Below are 14,443 nucleotides of genomic sequence, written 5' to 3'. Positions count from 1 at the left end.
CTCGGCGTTCAGGCAATCTTGAAACGAGACACGGACTGGCGCAACTCTTCGGCCATGTGCGAGAGCTCGCGCACCTGCTGCGCGGTGGTTCGCGTGCCCTCGCCGGTCTGCTCGGTCACGGCGAAGATGTGCTGGATGTTGGCAGCCACCACGTTGGCCGAATCGGCTTCGCGGGAGGCGGATTGCGAAATCTGCTCGATCAGGTCCGCCAGTCGGCGCGACACGCGGTCGATCTCCGACAGCGCGGTGCCGGCGTTGTCGGACAGCTTCGCCCCTTCGACCACACCCTGCGTGGAGCGCTCCATGGCGCCCACCGCATCCTGGGTGTCGGTCTGAATCGCCTTCACCAGCGCCGAGATCTGGCGCGTCGCGTCGGCGGAACGTTCGGCCAGCCGCTGCACTTCCTCCGCCACCACCGAGAAGCCGCGACCGGCTTCACCGGCCGATGCGGCCTGGATGGCGGCGTTGAGCGCCAGCACGTTGGTCTGTTCGGTAATGTCCGAGATCAGCTCGGTGATTTCGCCGATCTCCTGCGAGGATTCGCCGAGGCGCTTGATGCGCTTGGAGGTTTCCTGGATCTGGTCGCGGATCGAGTTCATGCCGCCGATCGCGTTCTGCACCGCCTGCAGGCCCGACGAAGCGGCTTGCAGCGACTGCCGCGCCACCGTGGCCGATTCCTGCGCCTGCGAGGACACGCCGTTGATTCGCTCGGCCATGGTCAGCACCGACTGGCCGGTCTCGCGGATCTCGCGCAGCTGTTCGGTCGAGGCCGCCAGCAGCTCGGTCGAGGTGCTTTCCACCTGCGAGGTGGTCTGCGCCACGCGCGTGGCCGTGTTCTGCACGTTGCCGACCAGCAGGCGGAGTTCTTCCACCGTGTAGTTCACCGAGTCGGCGATGGCGCCGGTGATGTCCTCGGTCACCGTGGCTTCCTGCGTCAGGTCGCCTTCGGCCACCGTCTGCAGTTCGTTCATCAGCCGAAGAATGGCGGCCTGGTTGGCGGCGTTGACGCGGCTCGCGTCCTCGCTCACGCGCTCGGCCTCGACCCGATCGCGTTCCGCCGCGGCGGCCCGTTCGCGGCCTTCGCGCACCTGCACGAAACCGATCGCGCCGGCCAGCGCCAGGGCGGCCAGCGACAGCACGAACAGCATCACCACCGTGCCGGCGCCGAGGCCGGTGCGGGCCGAGAGCTTTTCCTGCAGGTCGCCGAGCGCGGTGCGCAGCGGTTCGCTGTCGGCCAGGATCGCGGCCTGCGCTTCGCGTGCGGCGACCAGGCCCTGCAGGTTGCCCAGGATGGCGCCGGCCTGCGTGCGGGTCGATTCGTAGGTCTTCAGGATGGCTTCGAGCTGCTGGCGGGTCTGCGCGTCGCGCGTGCCCGGCAGGCGCTGCTGCGGGCTGCCGTCGAGCAGGCCGCGGGTGATTTCCTGGAAGCTGTTCAGGTCCTTGCCGAGCAGGAACACGGCATCGGGGCTCACGCCCTCGACCGTCAGGAATTCATTGGCCGACTTGCCGATGCGCTGGGTCAGCATCACCAGCTGGCCGGCGGCCGAGATCTCGGGGATGGTCGCGTTCTGCTGCATCTTGAGCGAGGCCACGGTCTCGGCCATCTCGAGCAGGTCGGAGGACTGGCGGTTGATGTCGCGCAGCGCGGTGCCGACCTGCGTCAGGATCTTCTGCTGCGCCAGCACGGCCTTGGCGCTCTTGTCGGCGCGGTCGACCAGCGGTGCGATCTTGCCGAGCTCGGTGTCGTACTGGCTGCCGACGCGCTCCAGCTTGAGCGCATCGTCGCCGTTCGACAGGCCCTGCACGCGGCGGGTCAGGTCGTCGGCGCTGTCGCGCACTTCGGCGAAGGCGGCGACGTTGCCGACCAGCGCCTGCGACACCGACTTGGCAAGGCGCTGCGACTGCATCAGCGACTGGCCGGTGGCCGCCACCTGCTGGGCCAGGCGTTCGGCGCGCAGGATGGCGGAGCCGGCGACCAGCAGCAGCAGCAGCACCACGCCCGCGAGGGCCAGCGCGAGAATCCGCTGCTGGCGCGCCGGGCTGGCGCGTTGCGAGCGCCTCGAACGCGCGACCGGTGGCGGCACCGCACCCGCCTCGCCCCCTGGCGGCGCACCTTCTTCCGCGCTCTGCACCATGGCGTCGGCGGCCTCCGCCACCGGCGAAAGTTCGGGCTCGGGCACGGCATCGCGCCGCAGCGGCTCGCCCCTTTCCTCGCTCGTCTGCAAGGTGTCGAGGCTGTCCATCGACAGGGTGGCTGCGCTGTCGCTGCCCATGGCCACGCTGTTGCCGCCCTGGGGCAGGAATTTCTTGAACTTGTCGGCGATCGAGCTCACGGTCGGTCCTTCAGGTTGTAAACGGTGCTCGGCTGGCCTTCAGGCGCCGATGCTCAGGAACTGGGGATGCTGCGAAAGCGCCTGCAGGTTGATTTCCTGCCAACGGCCGCCTGCGGCGTCGGTGTACGAATGTCCGAGCCAGGGCAGGGATTCGTCCCGCGGTGCCTCGGAGGCGACAAAGGCGTCGACGCCGCGCAGGCCGACCAGGCGGTCGATCAGCAGGGCGCAGTTGACTTCCAGCATCTCGTTGAGCGCGACCAGCCGAGACTGGGCGCGGGTCGCTTCGTTCAACACCGGCGCCACGGCGGCACCGGCGGCGAAGCCAGCCAGCTGCACGACGCCGTAGAGCCCGCCGCGCAGGTTGGCCACGCCGAGGAACCAGGGCTCGGTGTAGGGCACGGACTGCGGCGCCACCCAGGGAAAGATCTCGCCGGCGTGTCCGAGCGGAAACAGGTACTTCGATTCGCCCGCCTCCACCGCGAGCCACGAGGCAGAGACATCCGAGGTGCGCGCGGCCTGCAGGCGGCTGGYGAGCCGGGACTGGAAAGCGCGGAGAGCGTCGCGGTTGGCCATGGGCGAACGGATCGATCGATCAGGCCAGGGCGCTGATCTTGGCCATCAGCTCGGCGGCGTTCACCGGCTTGACAATGTAATCGCGCGCGCCCTGCCGCATGCCCCAGACGCGATCGGTTTCCTGGTTCTTGCTGGTGCACAGGATGATCGGCACCGCCGCGTACTGCGGGTTGCGGGCGATGGCGCGCGTGAGCTGAAAGCCGTTCTGGCCCGGCATCACGACGTCCATCAGGATCAGGTCGGGCTGCTCTTCCTCGAGCCGGCGCATGGCGTCGTCCGCGTTCTCGGCCGTCTTGACCGAGAAGCCGTTCTTCTGGAGCAGGTCGGTCAGGAACACCAGTTCCGTCTTCGAATCGTCGACCACTAGCACTTTGCGAATCGCCATTACTGGGCTTCCTGAACGAGACCGAACTGCTGCACGGCATGCAGCAGCTGGTCCTTGGTGAAGGGTTTGGTGAGGTAGTCCTGCGAGCCGACCATGCGACCGCGCGCCTTGTCGAAGACGCCATCCTTGGAGGACAGCATGACGACAGGGACGTTGGAGAAGGTGGCGTTGCGCTTGATGATGGCGCAGGTCTGATAGCCGTCGAGGCGCGGCATCAGGATGTCGCAGAAGATCAGGTGCGGTTTGTGGTCGTTGACCTTCGACAAGGCGTCGAAGCCGTCTTCGGCCAGCAGGACTTCGTGGCCGCCCTGCTTGAGGAAGATCTCGGCGCTGCGCCGAATGGTGTTGCTGTCGTCGATGACGAGCACCTTGTAGCCGGATCCATTCGCGCTCATTTCGCACCGCTCCTTGTGACACTTGTCGACCGCTGTACCCATCAGAGGCACAGGAAGCCCGGCCCTATGCCATGCTTCAGATCTCAACCATCTCGAAATCTTCCTTGCGTGCCCCGCATTCCGGGCAGGTCCAGTTCATCGGAACATCCGCCCATGCCGTGCCGGCCGCAATACCATCTTCCGGCACGCCGACCGATTCGTCATAGATCCAACCGCAAATCAGGCACATCCAGGTTTTCGTATTCATCGCAGCTTAAGGTCCCTGTTCATCAAATGCAACGATCGTATCCAAACGTATCAGCAAATCACGTGACAAGCGTCTCAGATATGCCACCATCCAGTGAGCCCTGATTTGAGTATGAAAACTTACCTACTACCACCAGAGCACGATCGCAAAACCAGTGATCTTAGCGACCCCTCGGACGAGGAAGACGTCGCGGAAGGCGATTTGAATCCGCCCTGCGTGCTGGTCTTCAATGCCAGCGACCCGAGCGGGGCCGGCGGCCTGGGCGGCGACGCCCTGGCCATGGCCTCGGTCGGCGCCCACATGCTGGCGGTGGTCACCGGCGCGTATGCACGCGACACGGCCGAGATCTTCGACCACTTCGCCTTCGACGAGGAGGCGGTGGCCGAGCAGGCGCGCTCGATCCTCGAGGACGTCGAGGTCCAACTGATCAAGGTCGGCTTCGTCGGCTCGCCCGAGAACCTCAGCACCGTGGCCGAGACCGCGACCGACTACCCCGAGGTGCCGGTCGTCGCCTACATGCCGAACCTCTCGTGGTGGGAAGACGCCCAGATCGAGGCCTACCTCGACGCCTTCCGCGAACTGGTGCTGCCGCAGACCACGGTGCTGGTCGGCAACCACAGCACGCTGTGGCGCTGGCTGCTGCCCGATTGGACCGGCGAGCGGCCGCCCACCGCGCGCGACATCGCGATGGCCGCGGGCGAGGTCGGCGTGCCCTACACGCTGGTCACCGGGCTGATGCTGCCCGACCAGTTCATCGACAACGTGCTGGCCTCCCCGCAGGCGGTGCTCGCGAGCGAGAAGTACGAGCGGCTCGACGCCGTGTTCGCAGGGGCCGGCGACACCTTGTCGGCCGCGCTCGCGGCGCTGCTCGCGAGCGGCACCGACCTGGTCGCTGCCACCAGCGAGGCGCTGAGCTACATGGACCGCTGCCTCGACGCCGGCTTCCGTCCCGGCATGGGCCATGTGCTGCCCGACCGCCTGTTCTGGGCCCAGCCGGAGGAGGACGAGGGCGAGGACAATGACGACCTCGCGTCCCCGACCGACTTCGCCCTCCCTCCGCACGACACCCGCCATTAGATGTTGCTCGCCCCCAGGTTGGCTCACCGCGTGTAGCCGCCCACCCCCTGCCGGGGGCAATACCAGCGGCCCGGCGGAGCCGGTTCCGCGGTATTCCACGAAGGGCGGACTGGCTTTGCCAGCCGCGCGCACGACCTGGTAGACGAATGCACATGAACAACGAACGCACAACGCCATGAACGCCACTGACCAGAACGAAATCCTCTTCGAGCGCGCCCGCGCCGTCATCCCCGGGGGCGTGAATTCGCCGGTGCGGGCCTTCAAGGCGGTCGGCGGCACGCCGCGCTTCGTGAAGCGCGCACAGGGCGCCTATTTCTGGGACGCCGACGACAAGCGCTACATCGACTACATCGGCTCCTGGGGCCCGATGATCCTCGGCCATGGCCATCCGGCGGTGGTCGAGGCGGTGCAGCGCGCCGTCACCGAGGGCTTCTCCTTCGGCGCCCCGACCGAGCGCGAGATCGAGCTCGCCGAAGCCATCCTCGCGCTGGTGCCGTCGATGGAGATGGTGCGGCTCGTGAGCTCGGGCACCGAGGCCGCGATGAGCGCGCTGCGCCTGGCCCGCGGCGCCACAGGCCGCAAGTACATCATCAAGTTCGAGGGCTGCTACCACGGCCACGCCGACGCCCTGCTGGTCAAGGCCGGTTCGGGCCTCGCGACCTTCGGCAATCCGACCTCGGCCGGCGTGCCGCCCGAGGTGGTGCAGCACACGCTGGTGCTCGAGTACAACAACCTCGCGCAGCTCGAGGAAGCCTTCACGCTGCACGGCCACGAGATCGCCTGCCTGATGATCGAGGCGATCGCCGGCAACATGAACTTCGTGCGCGCCAGCGCGGCCTTTGCCCGGCGCTGCCGCGAGCTGTGCACGCAGTACGGCGCGCTGCTGGTGTTCGACGAGGTGATGACCGGCTTCCGCGTCGGGCTGCGCGGCGCCCAGGGCGTGCTCGGCGTCACGCCCGACCTCACGGTGCTCGGCAAGGTGATCGGCGGCGGCATGCCGCTGGCGGCTTTCGGCGGTCCGCGCGCGATCATGGAACAGCTGGCGCCGATGGGGCCGGTCTACCAGGCCGGCACGCTCTCGGGCAATCCGGTGGCAACCGCCTGCGGGCTGGCCACCCTGAAGGAGATCGCCAGGCCCGGCTTCTACGAAGCGCTGGCTGCGAAGACCCGCTCGCTGGTCGACGGCCTGAAGGCGGCAGCAGCCGCCGAAGGCGTGCCCTTCAGCGCCGACAGCGAGGGCGGCATGTTCGGTTTCTTCCTGCTCGACGCGCTGCCGCAGAACTACACGGCCGTGATGAAGAGCGACGGCGCGAAGTTCAACACGCTGTTCCACGGCCTGCTGGAGCGCGGCGTCTACATCGCGCCGGCGCTCTACGAGGCCGGCTTCGTGAGCGCCGCGCACAGCGAGGACGACATCGCCGCCACCGTCGAGGCGGCACGCCAGGTCTTCAAGACGCTGTAGGCGCCGTGAAGCTGCGATCGCTCCTGGCAGGCGCGAGCCTGATGCTGCCCGGCCTGGCGCTCGCGCAGGTCGATATCAGCCAGGTCTGGGTCAACCCGGGCTTCTACTCGCTGCACTTCGATCGCAACAAGGGACTGGAAGACGCCAACCCGGGCATCGGCGTCGAGTGGCCGATCGACCAGACCTACTCGATCACGGCCGGCGCGTTTCGCAACAGCGACCGCGACCGCTCGAACTACATCGGCTTGTACGTGATGCCCTTCGAGTTCCACGGCGTGAAGCTGGGCGCCGTGGTGGGCGGCTTCGACGGCTACCAGATGACCAACGACGGCGGCTGGTTCGCGGCACTGATCCCGACCGCGGCGTTCGAGGGCAAGCACTGGGGACTCAACATYGCGATCATCCCCAGCATAAAAAACCGTCTCTACGGCGCCATCAGCTTCCAGCTGAAGTACCGCTTTTCCGACGGCAGCTGATCAATGCCGGAAGTGGCGAACGCCTGAGAGCACCATCACCACGCCGCGCTCGTCGGCGGCATCGATCACTTCCTGGTCGCGCATCGAGCCGCCCGGCTGGATGACCGAGGTGGCACCGGCGTCGACCACCACGTCGAGGCCGTCGCGGAACGGGAAGAAGGCGTCGCTCGCGACCGCGGTGCCGGCCAGCGACAGGCCCGCGTGCTGGGCCTTGATGCTGGCGATGCGGGCCGAGTCGAGCCGGCTCATCTGACCGGCGCCGACGCCCATCGTCATTCCGTCGGCACAGAACACGATGGCGTTGCTCTTGACGAACTTGGCCACCTTCCAGGCGAACAGCAGGTCCTGCAGCTGCTGCGGCGTCGGCTGCTTCCTACTGACGACCTTGAGCTCGTCGATGGCCAGCTCGCGGTTGTCGGCGGTCTGCATCAGCAGGCCCGAGCCGATGCGCTTGACGTCGACCGCGTTGCGGCCGTTGTCCCAGTCGGTCTTGCCGCCCGGCGGCAGCGCGATCTCGAGGATGCGCACGTTGACCTTGCTCTTGAAAACCTCGAGCGCCTCGGCCGAGTAGCCCGGCGCCATCAGCACCTCGACGAACTGCTTACTGACTGCTTCGGCCGCGGCCCGGTCGATCGGCCGGTTGAAGGCGATGATGCCGCCGAAGGCCGAGGTCGGATCGGTCTTGAAGGCCTTGCTGTAGGCCTCGAGCGGGTCCTTGCCGAGGGCGACGCCGCAGGGGTTGGCATGCTTCACGATCACGCAGGCCGGCGTGTCGAAGCTCTTCACGCATTCCCACGCGGCATCGGCATCGGCGATGTTGTTGTAGCTGAGTTCCTTGCCCTGCAACTGCCTGGCACTGACCAGCGAGCCCGGCGCCGGATACAGGTCGCGGTAGAACGCGGCCTGCTGGTGCGGATTCTCGCCGTAGCGCAGGTCCTGCAGCTTGACGAAGCGGCCGTTGCTCTGCGCCGGGAACAACGCATGCGTGCCGTCCTCCTGGATGCCCGAGAGGTAGTCGCTGATCGCGCCGTCGTACTGGCTGATGCGGTTGAAGGCAGCGACCGAGAAAGCGAACTTGGTCTTGTCGCTGAGCTTGCCCTCGGCCTTGAGTTCGGCCAGCGCCTGCGGATACTGCGAGGCATCGGTCAGCACGCCGACATCCTTCCAGTTCTTGGCCGCGCTGCGAACCATCGCCGGGCCGCCGATGTCGATGTTCTCGATCGCATCCTCGAGCGTGCAGCCGGGCTTGGCGACCGTGGCTTCGAAGGGATAGAGGTTGACCACCAGCAGGTCGATGGTGTCGATGCCGTGTTCCTTCAAGGCCGCCATGTGCGCCGGCACGTCGCGCCGCGCCAGCAGGCCGCCGTGCACCTTCGGATGCAGGGTCTTGACGCGGCCGTCGAGCATTTCGGGGAAGCCGGTGTGGTCGGCGACTTCGGTCACCGGCAGGCCGGCATCCGCCAGCAGCTTGGCAGTGCCGCCGGTGGACAGCAGCTGGATGCCGAGCGCGTGCAGCGCCTGGGCGAATTCGAGGATGCCGGTCTTGTCGGATACGGAGATCAGTGCGTTCATCAGGGGTTACTTCAACAGTTTGTGTTCGACCAGCTTCTTGCGCAGGGTGTTTCGGTTGAGGCCGAGCCATTGCGCGGCCTTGGATTGGTTGCCCTCGGCGCGCGTCATGACGACGTCGAGCAGGGGCTTCTCGACGACGCGCACCAGCATCTCGTACATGCCGTCGGGTTCGGTGCCGCGGAGGTCGCGGAAATAGCTGTCCAGGCTGCTGCGCACGCAGTCTTCGATATGTTTCTTGCTCATGGTCTTCTTGTTTTCTCCTCTTGCTGTGCCTTCTCTCGTGTTCTCTCCGGCATCACGCAAGCGCGTCGGCCGACGGCTCGTCCAGGGTTTCGAGCGCATCCGCCGAGGCCGGCGGGATGCGGTCCATGCGTCCCGCGAGCGCGTCGAAAAAGCCGGCCACCGCGCGCAGTTGCGCGTCGCAGTCCTCGATCAGGTTCATCTCGCCGCGGAACGCCTCGCCGCCCGGCAGCGCCCGCACGTACCAGCCGATGTGCTTGCGTGCCGTGCGCACGCCGCTGTAGTCGCCGTACAGCGCATAGTGCTGCTGCAGGTGGTCGAGCATCAGGCGCCGCACCTCGGCCACCAGCGGCGGCGCCAGGTGCGTGCCGGTGGCGAGGAAATGCGCGATCTCGCGGAAGATCCATGGCCGGCCCTGTGCCGCGCGGCCGACCATCACAGCGTCGGCCCCGGTCGCGGCAAGCACGTCGCGCGCCTTCTCGGGCGACACGATGTCGCCATTGGCGACCACCGGGATCCGCACCGCGGCCTTGACCGCCGCGATGGTGTCGTATTCGGCCTGGCCCTTGTAACCCTGCTCGCGCGTGCGGCCATGCACCGTGAGCATCTGCACGCCGGCGGCCTCGAAGCGCCGCGCCAGCGTCACCGCGTTGCGCCGGTCCTCGCTCCAGCCGGTGCGCATCTTGAGCGTGACCGGCACCCGGTACGGCAGCGCGGCGCGCACCACGGCCTCGACGATCTCGAGGGCCAGCGGCTCGTCGCGCATCAACGCCGACCCGGCCCACTTGTTGCAGACTTTCTTGGCAGGGCAACCCATGTTGATGTCGATGATCTGCGCACCGCGCTCGATGTTGTATTGCGCTGCCTCAAACATCATCGCCGCGTCGGTACCGGCTATCTGCACCGAAATGGGGCCCGGCTCGCCTTCATGGTTGGCGCGACGCGAGGTCTTCAGCGTGCCCCACAATTCCTTGCGCGACGTGACCATCTCGCTGACCGCATAGCCGGCGCCGAGTTCGCGGCACAGCATCCGGAACGGCCGGTCCGTGACGCCCGCCATCGGGGCGACGAACAGGCTGTTTTCCAGCGCGATGTGGCCGATCTGCAGGGTCATGGAGGAAGGTGGCGAGCGCTGGGCTGCTGAAAAATGAGGCACGATTGTAGCGGCGTGCCGGCCCTTCGGCTGAAACGATTTGCACCCTCCGCGCCTCCTCGACGGCCGTACCGAGGGTTCTCGCCTACGGCAGAAGCGATCGGTAGCTTTCTATACTCCGCGCACACATGCAAGCCTGGCTCGACTCCTTCCTTGCGCTCCTGGCGCTTCCGCAGTACGGGCTCAGCACGGTGTTCATCGCCGCCTTCGTGTCGGCGACGCTGCTGCCGGTCGGATCGGAGCCGGTGCTGTTCGGCCTGCTCAAGCTGAACCCCGACATGTTCTGGTCGGCCATCGCCGTCGCCACGATCGGCAACACCCTGGGCGGCGTGGTCGACTGGTGGATGGGCTACGGCGCCCACAAGGTGGCCGACAAGTACTCGCACTCCAAGCACCACGTGCGCGTACTGGGCTGGCTCGAGCGGCTCGGGCCCAAGGCCTGCCTGCTGGCCTGGCTGCCGATCGTCGGCGATCCGCTCTGCGCGGTCGCCGGCTGGCTCAAGCTGCCGTTCTGGCCCTGCGTGCTCTACATGGCGATCGGCAAGTTCGCGCGCTACGTGACGATGACGGTGGCGCTGCTGTACATCTGGCCCAACACTTGAACGGGCCTCAACTCAGCAAGCCGTAGGGCCCGCCGCGCTCCAGCGCCCGCCGGTAGGCCGGCCGCGCATGGATGCGCTCGAGCCAGGCCATCAACTTCGGCCGCGAGGCGTCGAGCCCGCCGCGGGCCCGCGCGGCTTCGACCGGAAAGCTCATCTGGATGTCGGCGCCGCTGAACGCTTCGCCGGCGAACCATTCGGTCTTGGCGAGTTCGCCTTCCATGAAGTCGAGGTGCGTCTTCAGGTTCGGCAGGATGAAGGCGGCCTTGGCCTTCTGCGCGATGCCCCGCGCGATCGGCCTGGCGAAGAAAGGCATCTTCGCCTGCTCGACCCGGTCGAACATCAGCTTGAGCAGCAGCGGCGGCATGGCGGAGCCTTCCGCGTAGTGCAGCCAGTAGCGATAGCGCAGGGCCTCGGGCGTTCCGGCCGCGGGCGCCAGCCGGCCGTCGCCGTAGCGCTCGACCAGGGTCTCGATGATGGCGCCCGATTCGGCCAGCGTCAGGCCCTCGTCGGTGGTCACCACCGGCGACTTGCCGAGCGGATGCACCTTCTTGAGCTCGGGCGGCGCGAGCATGGTCTGGGCGTCGCGCTGGTAGTGCACGACTTCGTAGGGCAGTTCGAGTTCCTCGAGCAGCCAGAGCACGCGCTGCGAGCGCGAGTTGTTGAGGTGATGGACCTGGATCATGGGGCCGCTCAGGAGCTGAACAGGAAGTTCATGACGTCGCCGTCCTTGACGACGTAGTCCTTGCCCTCGGCACGCATCTTGCCCGCGTCCTTGGCGCCCTGCTCGCCCTTGAAGGCGATGAAGTCGTTGAAGGCGATGGTCTGGGCGCGGATGTAGCCCTTCTCGAAATCGGTGTGGATCACGCCGGCCGCCTGCGGGCCGGTGTCGCCGATGTGGATGGTCCAGGCGCGCACTTCCTTGACGCCGGCCGTGAAGTAGGTCTGCAGACCCAGCAGCGTGTAGGCGGCGCGGATCAGGCGGTTCAGGCCCGGCTCCTCCTGGCCGATCTCGGCCAGGAACATGGCGCGGTCCTCGTCGTCCATGTCCGCCAGTTCGGCTTCGATCTTGGCGCAGATGGCGACCACCGGCGCGTTCTGCGCCGCCGCGTATTCGCGCAGGCGGTCGAGGAAGGGGTTGTTCTCGAAGCCGTCTTCGGCCACATTGCCGACGAACATCGCGGGCTTGGCGGTGATCAGCGAGAACTGCTTGACCAGCGGCCTGTCTTCCTTGCTGAACTCGATCGCGCGCACCGGCTTGTTCTGGTTCAGCGCCGCCTGGCATTTCTCGAGCAGGGCCACCAGCTTGATGGCCTCCTTGTCGCCCGAGCGGGCGGTCTTGGTGTGGCGGTGCAGCGCCTTCTCGACGGTCGACAGGTCGGCCAGGCAGAGCTCGGTCTGGATCACCTCGATGTCGGAGATCGGGTCGACCTTGCCGGCCACGTGGATCACGTTGTCGTCCTCGAAGCAGCGCACCACGTTGACGATCGCGTCGGTCTCGCGGATGTGGGCCAGGAACTGATTGCCCAGGCCTTCGCCCTGGCTGGCACCGGCCACCAGGCCCGCGATGTCGACGAACTCGACGATCGCCGGCACCACGCGCTCGGGCTGGACGATCTCGCTCAATTGCGCGAGCCGCGGATCGGGCACCTCGACCACGCCCACATTGGGCTCGATGGTGCAGAAGGGATAGTTCTCGGCCGCGATGCCTGCCTTGGTCAAGGCATTGAAGAGGGTGGACTTGCCGACGTTGGGCAGGCCGACGATGCCGCACTGGAGGCTCATGGCGGGTGCTTTCAGAATTCTGGGGGGAACCGGGTATTTTAGGCGTTCGGTCCGTCGACCCTTGGATTCACTCGAAGCGGAGGTTGGCGCCTACCGGCTGGCCGACCTTGAGCGCATGTTCGAGGCCCTGCAGCACGATCGCGTTCATGCCGAAAGTGATCGCGCCGCCGACCCGCGCATCCGAACGGTAGCTGCGCAGCATGTCGCCCACTTCCGGACTGCTGAGCGCGGTCTTCGGGTCGATGTCGGGAATCGGGCAGCGCGAGCAGGGCTTGACGGGGCGCAGCAGCACCTCGCCCTCGGCCGTGGCGATGTGCATCGTCTCGACCCGGTCCTCGTCGTGCGCTTCCACGCCCGCCAGCACGATGTTGGGCCGGAAGCGCTCGATGCCGACCGCCGGGTGGCCGGCCGCGACCAGCTTCGCGTTCAGCTCGGCCAGCGAGCCCTCGCTCGCCACCAGCAGCGGGAAGCCGTCGGCGAACTGGTTCGGCGCCTCGACGCCTTCGGTCCACTTCAGGCTCGACAGGCGCTGCTGCTCCGGGTCGAACCTCACCATGCGCAATGGCCGCGGGTGGCCGGGCTCCGACAGGAAGTCGCTGAACCACTGGGCCGCGAGGTCGCCCATGTCGTAGGCCGCCACCTCGTCCTGCCAGACCTTGACCCGCGTTGGCTGCTCGACCCGGTCGAAGGCGATGTGCAGCGCCAGCATGCCCGGCGCACGCAACACCATTTCGGACTGCTTCAGCTGCGGCCGGATCAGCGCCATGCGCGGCAGCTCGCGCTGGGTGACGAACTCGCCCGCCGCATCCACCACCATCCAGGCGCGGTCGAACTCCAGGCCGGTCTCGATCAGCAGGGCCTCGTCGAGCTCGACGCCGGCGCAGGACTTGACCGGGTAGACGAACAGGCGGGCGATGGTGGCGTGGAGGTCGAAATCGGCAACGTTCACGGGTTGGATCCTTTTTCAAGAAGCGCGATTGTCCCGCACCCCGCCGCCGGCTGAGCCTGCTCCTACAATCCGGCGATGGCTCTCCCTCCTGAGGTTTGCATTCGCGGCGCGGGCATCGTCGGCCGCACGCTGGCGCTGCTGCTGGCCCGAGAACGCGTGCGCGTGGCGCTGGTGGCGCCGGCCGCGCAGCCGGCCGGCCAGGACGTCCGCGCCTACGCGCTCAACGCCGCCTCGAAGACCCTGCTCGAATCGCTTCGCGCCTGGCCCGATGCCGCGCACGCCACGCCGGTGCGCGAGATGCTGGTGCATGGCGACGAAGGCGGCCGGGTGCAGTTTTCGGCAGCGCGCCAGAAGGTCGATGCGCTGGCCTGGATCGTCGATGTGCCCGCGCTCGAGCAGCAGCTCGGCGATGCGGTGCGCTTCCAGCCCCGGATCGACGTCGTGACCGCGCCGGTGCCGGCAGCGCTGACGGTGGTCTGCGAAGGCCGCATCAGCGCCACCCGCGACGCACTCGGTGTCGGCTATGAAGTCACCCGCTATGCGCAGCACGCCATCGCGGCCCGGCTCGAGGCCGAGCAGGCGCACGACGGCATCGCGCGTCAATGGTTCAACGACAAGGGCGAAGTGCTGGCGCTGCTGCCACTGGGCGACACCGATCGATCGCTGGCGCTCGTCTGGTCGGTCGACCAGTTCCGGGCGCCGGCCCTGCTGGCACAGTCGGCCGACGAATTCAGCACCGCACTGCGCGAAGCCAGCCACGATGCGCTCGGCGCCTTCAAGCTCACCAGCGAGCGTTCGGCCTGGCCGCTGCAGCGCGCCATCGCCGACCGCTGGACCGGCAGCTTCGACGACGGCACGGCCTGGGCATTGGCCGGCGACGCCGCCCACACGGTCCATCCCCTGGCCGGCCAGGGCCTCAACCTCGGCCTGGCCGACGTCGCGGCATTGGCCGAGGTCATCCGGACCCGCGACTACTGGCGCAGCGTGGGCGACGCCCGGCTGTTGCGGCGCTATGAGCGCGCGCGCCGCACCGACGTGCTGTCGATGAGCCTGGCCACCGACGGCCTGCAGCAACTCTTCGCCCACAGCGCAGACCCCCTGCCGGCGCTGCGCAACTGGGGCATGCGCGGTTTCGACCGCACGCGGCTCGTCAAGAACTGGATCGCACGCCAGGCCATGGGCCTGCAGTGAATTCCC

16 protein-coding genes are annotated in these 14,443 nt (G+C 67.5%); 5 read left to right on the top strand and 11 right to left on the bottom strand.

Annotated elements, in window-relative coordinates; translation table 11 throughout:
* Positions 1-8 precede the first annotated feature (8 nt).
* The 5 genes from AC1D2E_RS05075 to AC1D2E_RS05055 form a co-directional block, all read right to left on the bottom strand.
* Positions 9-2,273: a methyl-accepting chemotaxis protein gene (locus tag AC1D2E_RS05075; protein WP_478196432.1), complete on the bottom strand. Its 2,265-nt coding sequence runs from the start codon at positions 2,271-2,273 to the stop codon at positions 9-11.
* Positions 2,274-2,372: 99 nt separating this feature from the next.
* Positions 2,373-2,906, bottom strand: a complete 534-nt coding sequence (locus AC1D2E_RS05070; RefSeq protein ID WP_478196403.1) for a chemotaxis protein CheW — start codon at positions 2,904-2,906, stop codon at positions 2,373-2,375.
* Positions 2,907-2,925: 19 nt separating this feature from the next.
* Positions 2,926-3,291 carry a response regulator transcription factor gene (locus tag AC1D2E_RS05065; RefSeq protein ID WP_028249487.1) on the bottom strand — a complete coding sequence of 122 codons (366 nt, stop codon included), beginning with the start codon at positions 3,289-3,291 and terminating at the stop codon, positions 2,926-2,928.
* Complete coding sequence (locus tag AC1D2E_RS05060; RefSeq protein WP_286370044.1) at positions 3,291-3,686, bottom strand: response regulator; 396 nt, start codon at positions 3,684-3,686, stop codon at positions 3,291-3,293. The genes AC1D2E_RS05065 and AC1D2E_RS05060 overlap by 1 nt, the downstream gene beginning before the upstream one ends.
* Positions 3,687-3,762: 76 nt before the next feature.
* The gene (locus AC1D2E_RS05055; protein WP_081781356.1) at positions 3,763-3,933 is read right to left on the bottom strand and encodes a rubredoxin; all 171 of its coding nucleotides are present in this window, start codon (positions 3,931-3,933) and stop codon (positions 3,763-3,765) included.
* Positions 3,934-4,044: 111 nt separating this feature from the next.
* On the opposite strand from AC1D2E_RS05055, the gene thiD reads away from it, so the two are divergent.
* The 3 genes from thiD (at position 4,045) to AC1D2E_RS05040 (ending at position 6,948) form a co-directional block, all read left to right on the top strand.
* Positions 4,045-5,010 carry a bifunctional hydroxymethylpyrimidine kinase/phosphomethylpyrimidine kinase gene (thiD, locus tag AC1D2E_RS05050; protein ID WP_478196431.1) on the top strand — a complete coding sequence of 322 codons (966 nt, stop codon included), beginning with the start codon at positions 4,045-4,047 and terminating at the stop codon, positions 5,008-5,010.
* A gap of 175 nt (positions 5,011-5,185) precedes the next feature.
* On the top strand, positions 5,186-6,472 hold the full coding sequence (gene hemL, locus AC1D2E_RS05045) for a glutamate-1-semialdehyde 2,1-aminomutase (protein WP_478196402.1): 1,287 nt from the start codon (positions 5,186-5,188) through the stop codon (positions 6,470-6,472).
* 5 nt (positions 6,473-6,477) lie between these two features.
* Entirely contained in the window at positions 6,478-6,948 is a 471-nt protein-coding gene (locus AC1D2E_RS05040) for a hypothetical protein (protein ID WP_478196401.1), read from the top strand.
* On the opposite strand, the gene purH is transcribed toward AC1D2E_RS05040, so the two are convergent.
* The 3 genes from purH to dusB are packed head-to-tail and all read right to left on the bottom strand — an operon-like array spanning position 6,949 to position 9,874.
* Complete coding sequence (gene purH, locus AC1D2E_RS05035) at positions 6,949-8,520, bottom strand: bifunctional phosphoribosylaminoimidazolecarboxamide formyltransferase/IMP cyclohydrolase (RefSeq protein ID WP_478196400.1); 1,572 nt, start codon at positions 8,518-8,520, stop codon at positions 6,949-6,951.
* A gap of 6 nt (positions 8,521-8,526) precedes the next feature.
* Positions 8,527-8,763 (bottom strand): Fis family transcriptional regulator, encoded by a 237-nt coding sequence (locus tag AC1D2E_RS05030; protein ID WP_028249493.1) that lies wholly within the window; start codon positions 8,761-8,763, stop codon positions 8,527-8,529.
* Between the two features lie 52 nt (positions 8,764-8,815).
* Positions 8,816-9,874 (bottom strand): tRNA dihydrouridine synthase DusB, encoded by a 1,059-nt coding sequence (dusB, locus tag AC1D2E_RS05025; protein ID WP_478196399.1) that lies wholly within the window; start codon positions 9,872-9,874, stop codon positions 8,816-8,818.
* Positions 9,875-10,041: 167 nt separating this feature from the next.
* Here dusB and AC1D2E_RS05020 point away from each other — a divergent pair, with 167 nt between their 5' ends.
* A complete protein-coding gene (locus AC1D2E_RS05020; RefSeq protein ID WP_478196398.1) occupies positions 10,042-10,515 on the top strand; it encodes a YqaA family protein in 474 nt (157 codons plus the stop codon).
* A gap of 7 nt (positions 10,516-10,522) precedes the next feature.
* Here the strand turns inward: AC1D2E_RS05020 and AC1D2E_RS05015 are convergent, their stop codons facing one another.
* From AC1D2E_RS05015 to AC1D2E_RS05005, 3 genes are all read right to left on the bottom strand, one after another.
* A complete protein-coding gene (locus AC1D2E_RS05015; RefSeq protein WP_478196397.1) occupies positions 10,523-11,197 on the bottom strand; it encodes a glutathione S-transferase in 675 nt (224 codons plus the stop codon).
* Positions 11,198-11,205: 8 nt separating this feature from the next.
* Positions 11,206-12,297, bottom strand: coding sequence for a redox-regulated ATPase YchF (gene ychF, locus AC1D2E_RS05010; protein WP_478196396.1), 1,092 nt, complete (start codon positions 12,295-12,297; stop codon positions 11,206-11,208).
* A gap of 67 nt (positions 12,298-12,364) precedes the next feature.
* Positions 12,365-13,246, bottom strand: a complete 882-nt coding sequence (locus AC1D2E_RS05005) for an MOSC domain-containing protein (RefSeq protein ID WP_478196395.1) — start codon at positions 13,244-13,246, stop codon at positions 12,365-12,367.
* A 75-nt stretch (positions 13,247-13,321) separates the two neighbouring features.
* On the opposite strand from AC1D2E_RS05005, the gene AC1D2E_RS05000 reads away from it, so the two are divergent.
* Positions 13,322-14,437, top strand: a complete 1,116-nt coding sequence (locus AC1D2E_RS05000) for an FAD-dependent monooxygenase (protein ID WP_478196394.1) — start codon at positions 13,322-13,324, stop codon at positions 14,435-14,437.
* Positions 14,438-14,443: the final 6 nt, after the last annotated feature.

This window comes from Variovorax sp. P1_H2, from assembly GCF_056405295.1.
This window is presented reverse-complemented; position numbering and strand designations above follow the sequence as displayed.

Bases quoted from the DNA above. Each gene is read 5' to 3' on its own strand.
- dusB (WP_478196399.1), bottom strand. From the start codon at position 9,874: ATGACCCTGCAGATCGGCCACATCGCGCTGGAAAACAGCCTGTTCGTC.
- AC1D2E_RS05055 (WP_081781356.1), bottom strand. From the start codon at position 3,933: ATGAATACGAAAACCTGGATGTGCCTGATTTGCGGTTGGATCTATGAC.
- thiD (WP_478196431.1), top strand. From the start codon at position 4,045: ATGAAAACTTACCTACTACCACCAGAGCACGATCGCAAAACCAGTGAT.
- AC1D2E_RS05000 (WP_478196394.1), top strand. From the start codon at position 13,322: ATGGCTCTCCCTCCTGAGGTTTGCATTCGCGGCGCGGGCATCGTCGGC.
- AC1D2E_RS05015 (WP_478196397.1), bottom strand. From the start codon at position 11,197: ATGATCCAGGTCCATCACCTCAACAACTCGCGCTCGCAGCGCGTGCTC.
- AC1D2E_RS05065 (WP_028249487.1), bottom strand. From the start codon at position 3,291: ATGGCGATTCGCAAAGTGCTAGTGGTCGACGATTCGAAGACGGAACTG.
- ychF (WP_478196396.1), bottom strand. From the start codon at position 12,297: ATGAGCCTCCAGTGCGGCATCGTCGGCCTGCCCAACGTCGGCAAGTCC.
- hemL (WP_478196402.1), top strand. From the start codon at position 5,186: ATGAACGCCACTGACCAGAACGAAATCCTCTTCGAGCGCGCCCGCGCC.
- AC1D2E_RS05060 (WP_286370044.1), bottom strand. From the start codon at position 3,686: ATGAGCGCGAATGGATCCGGCTACAAGGTGCTCGTCATCGACGACAGC.
- AC1D2E_RS05030 (WP_028249493.1), bottom strand. From the start codon at position 8,763: ATGAGCAAGAAACATATCGAAGACTGCGTGCGCAGCAGCCTGGACAGC.
- purH (WP_478196400.1), bottom strand. From the start codon at position 8,520: ATGAACGCACTGATCTCCGTATCCGACAAGACCGGCATCCTCGAATTC.
- AC1D2E_RS05075 (WP_478196432.1), bottom strand. From the start codon at position 2,273: ATGGGCAGCGACAGCGCAGCCACCCTGTCGATGGACAGCCTCGACACC.
- AC1D2E_RS05020 (WP_478196398.1), top strand. From the start codon at position 10,042: ATGCAAGCCTGGCTCGACTCCTTCCTTGCGCTCCTGGCGCTTCCGCAG.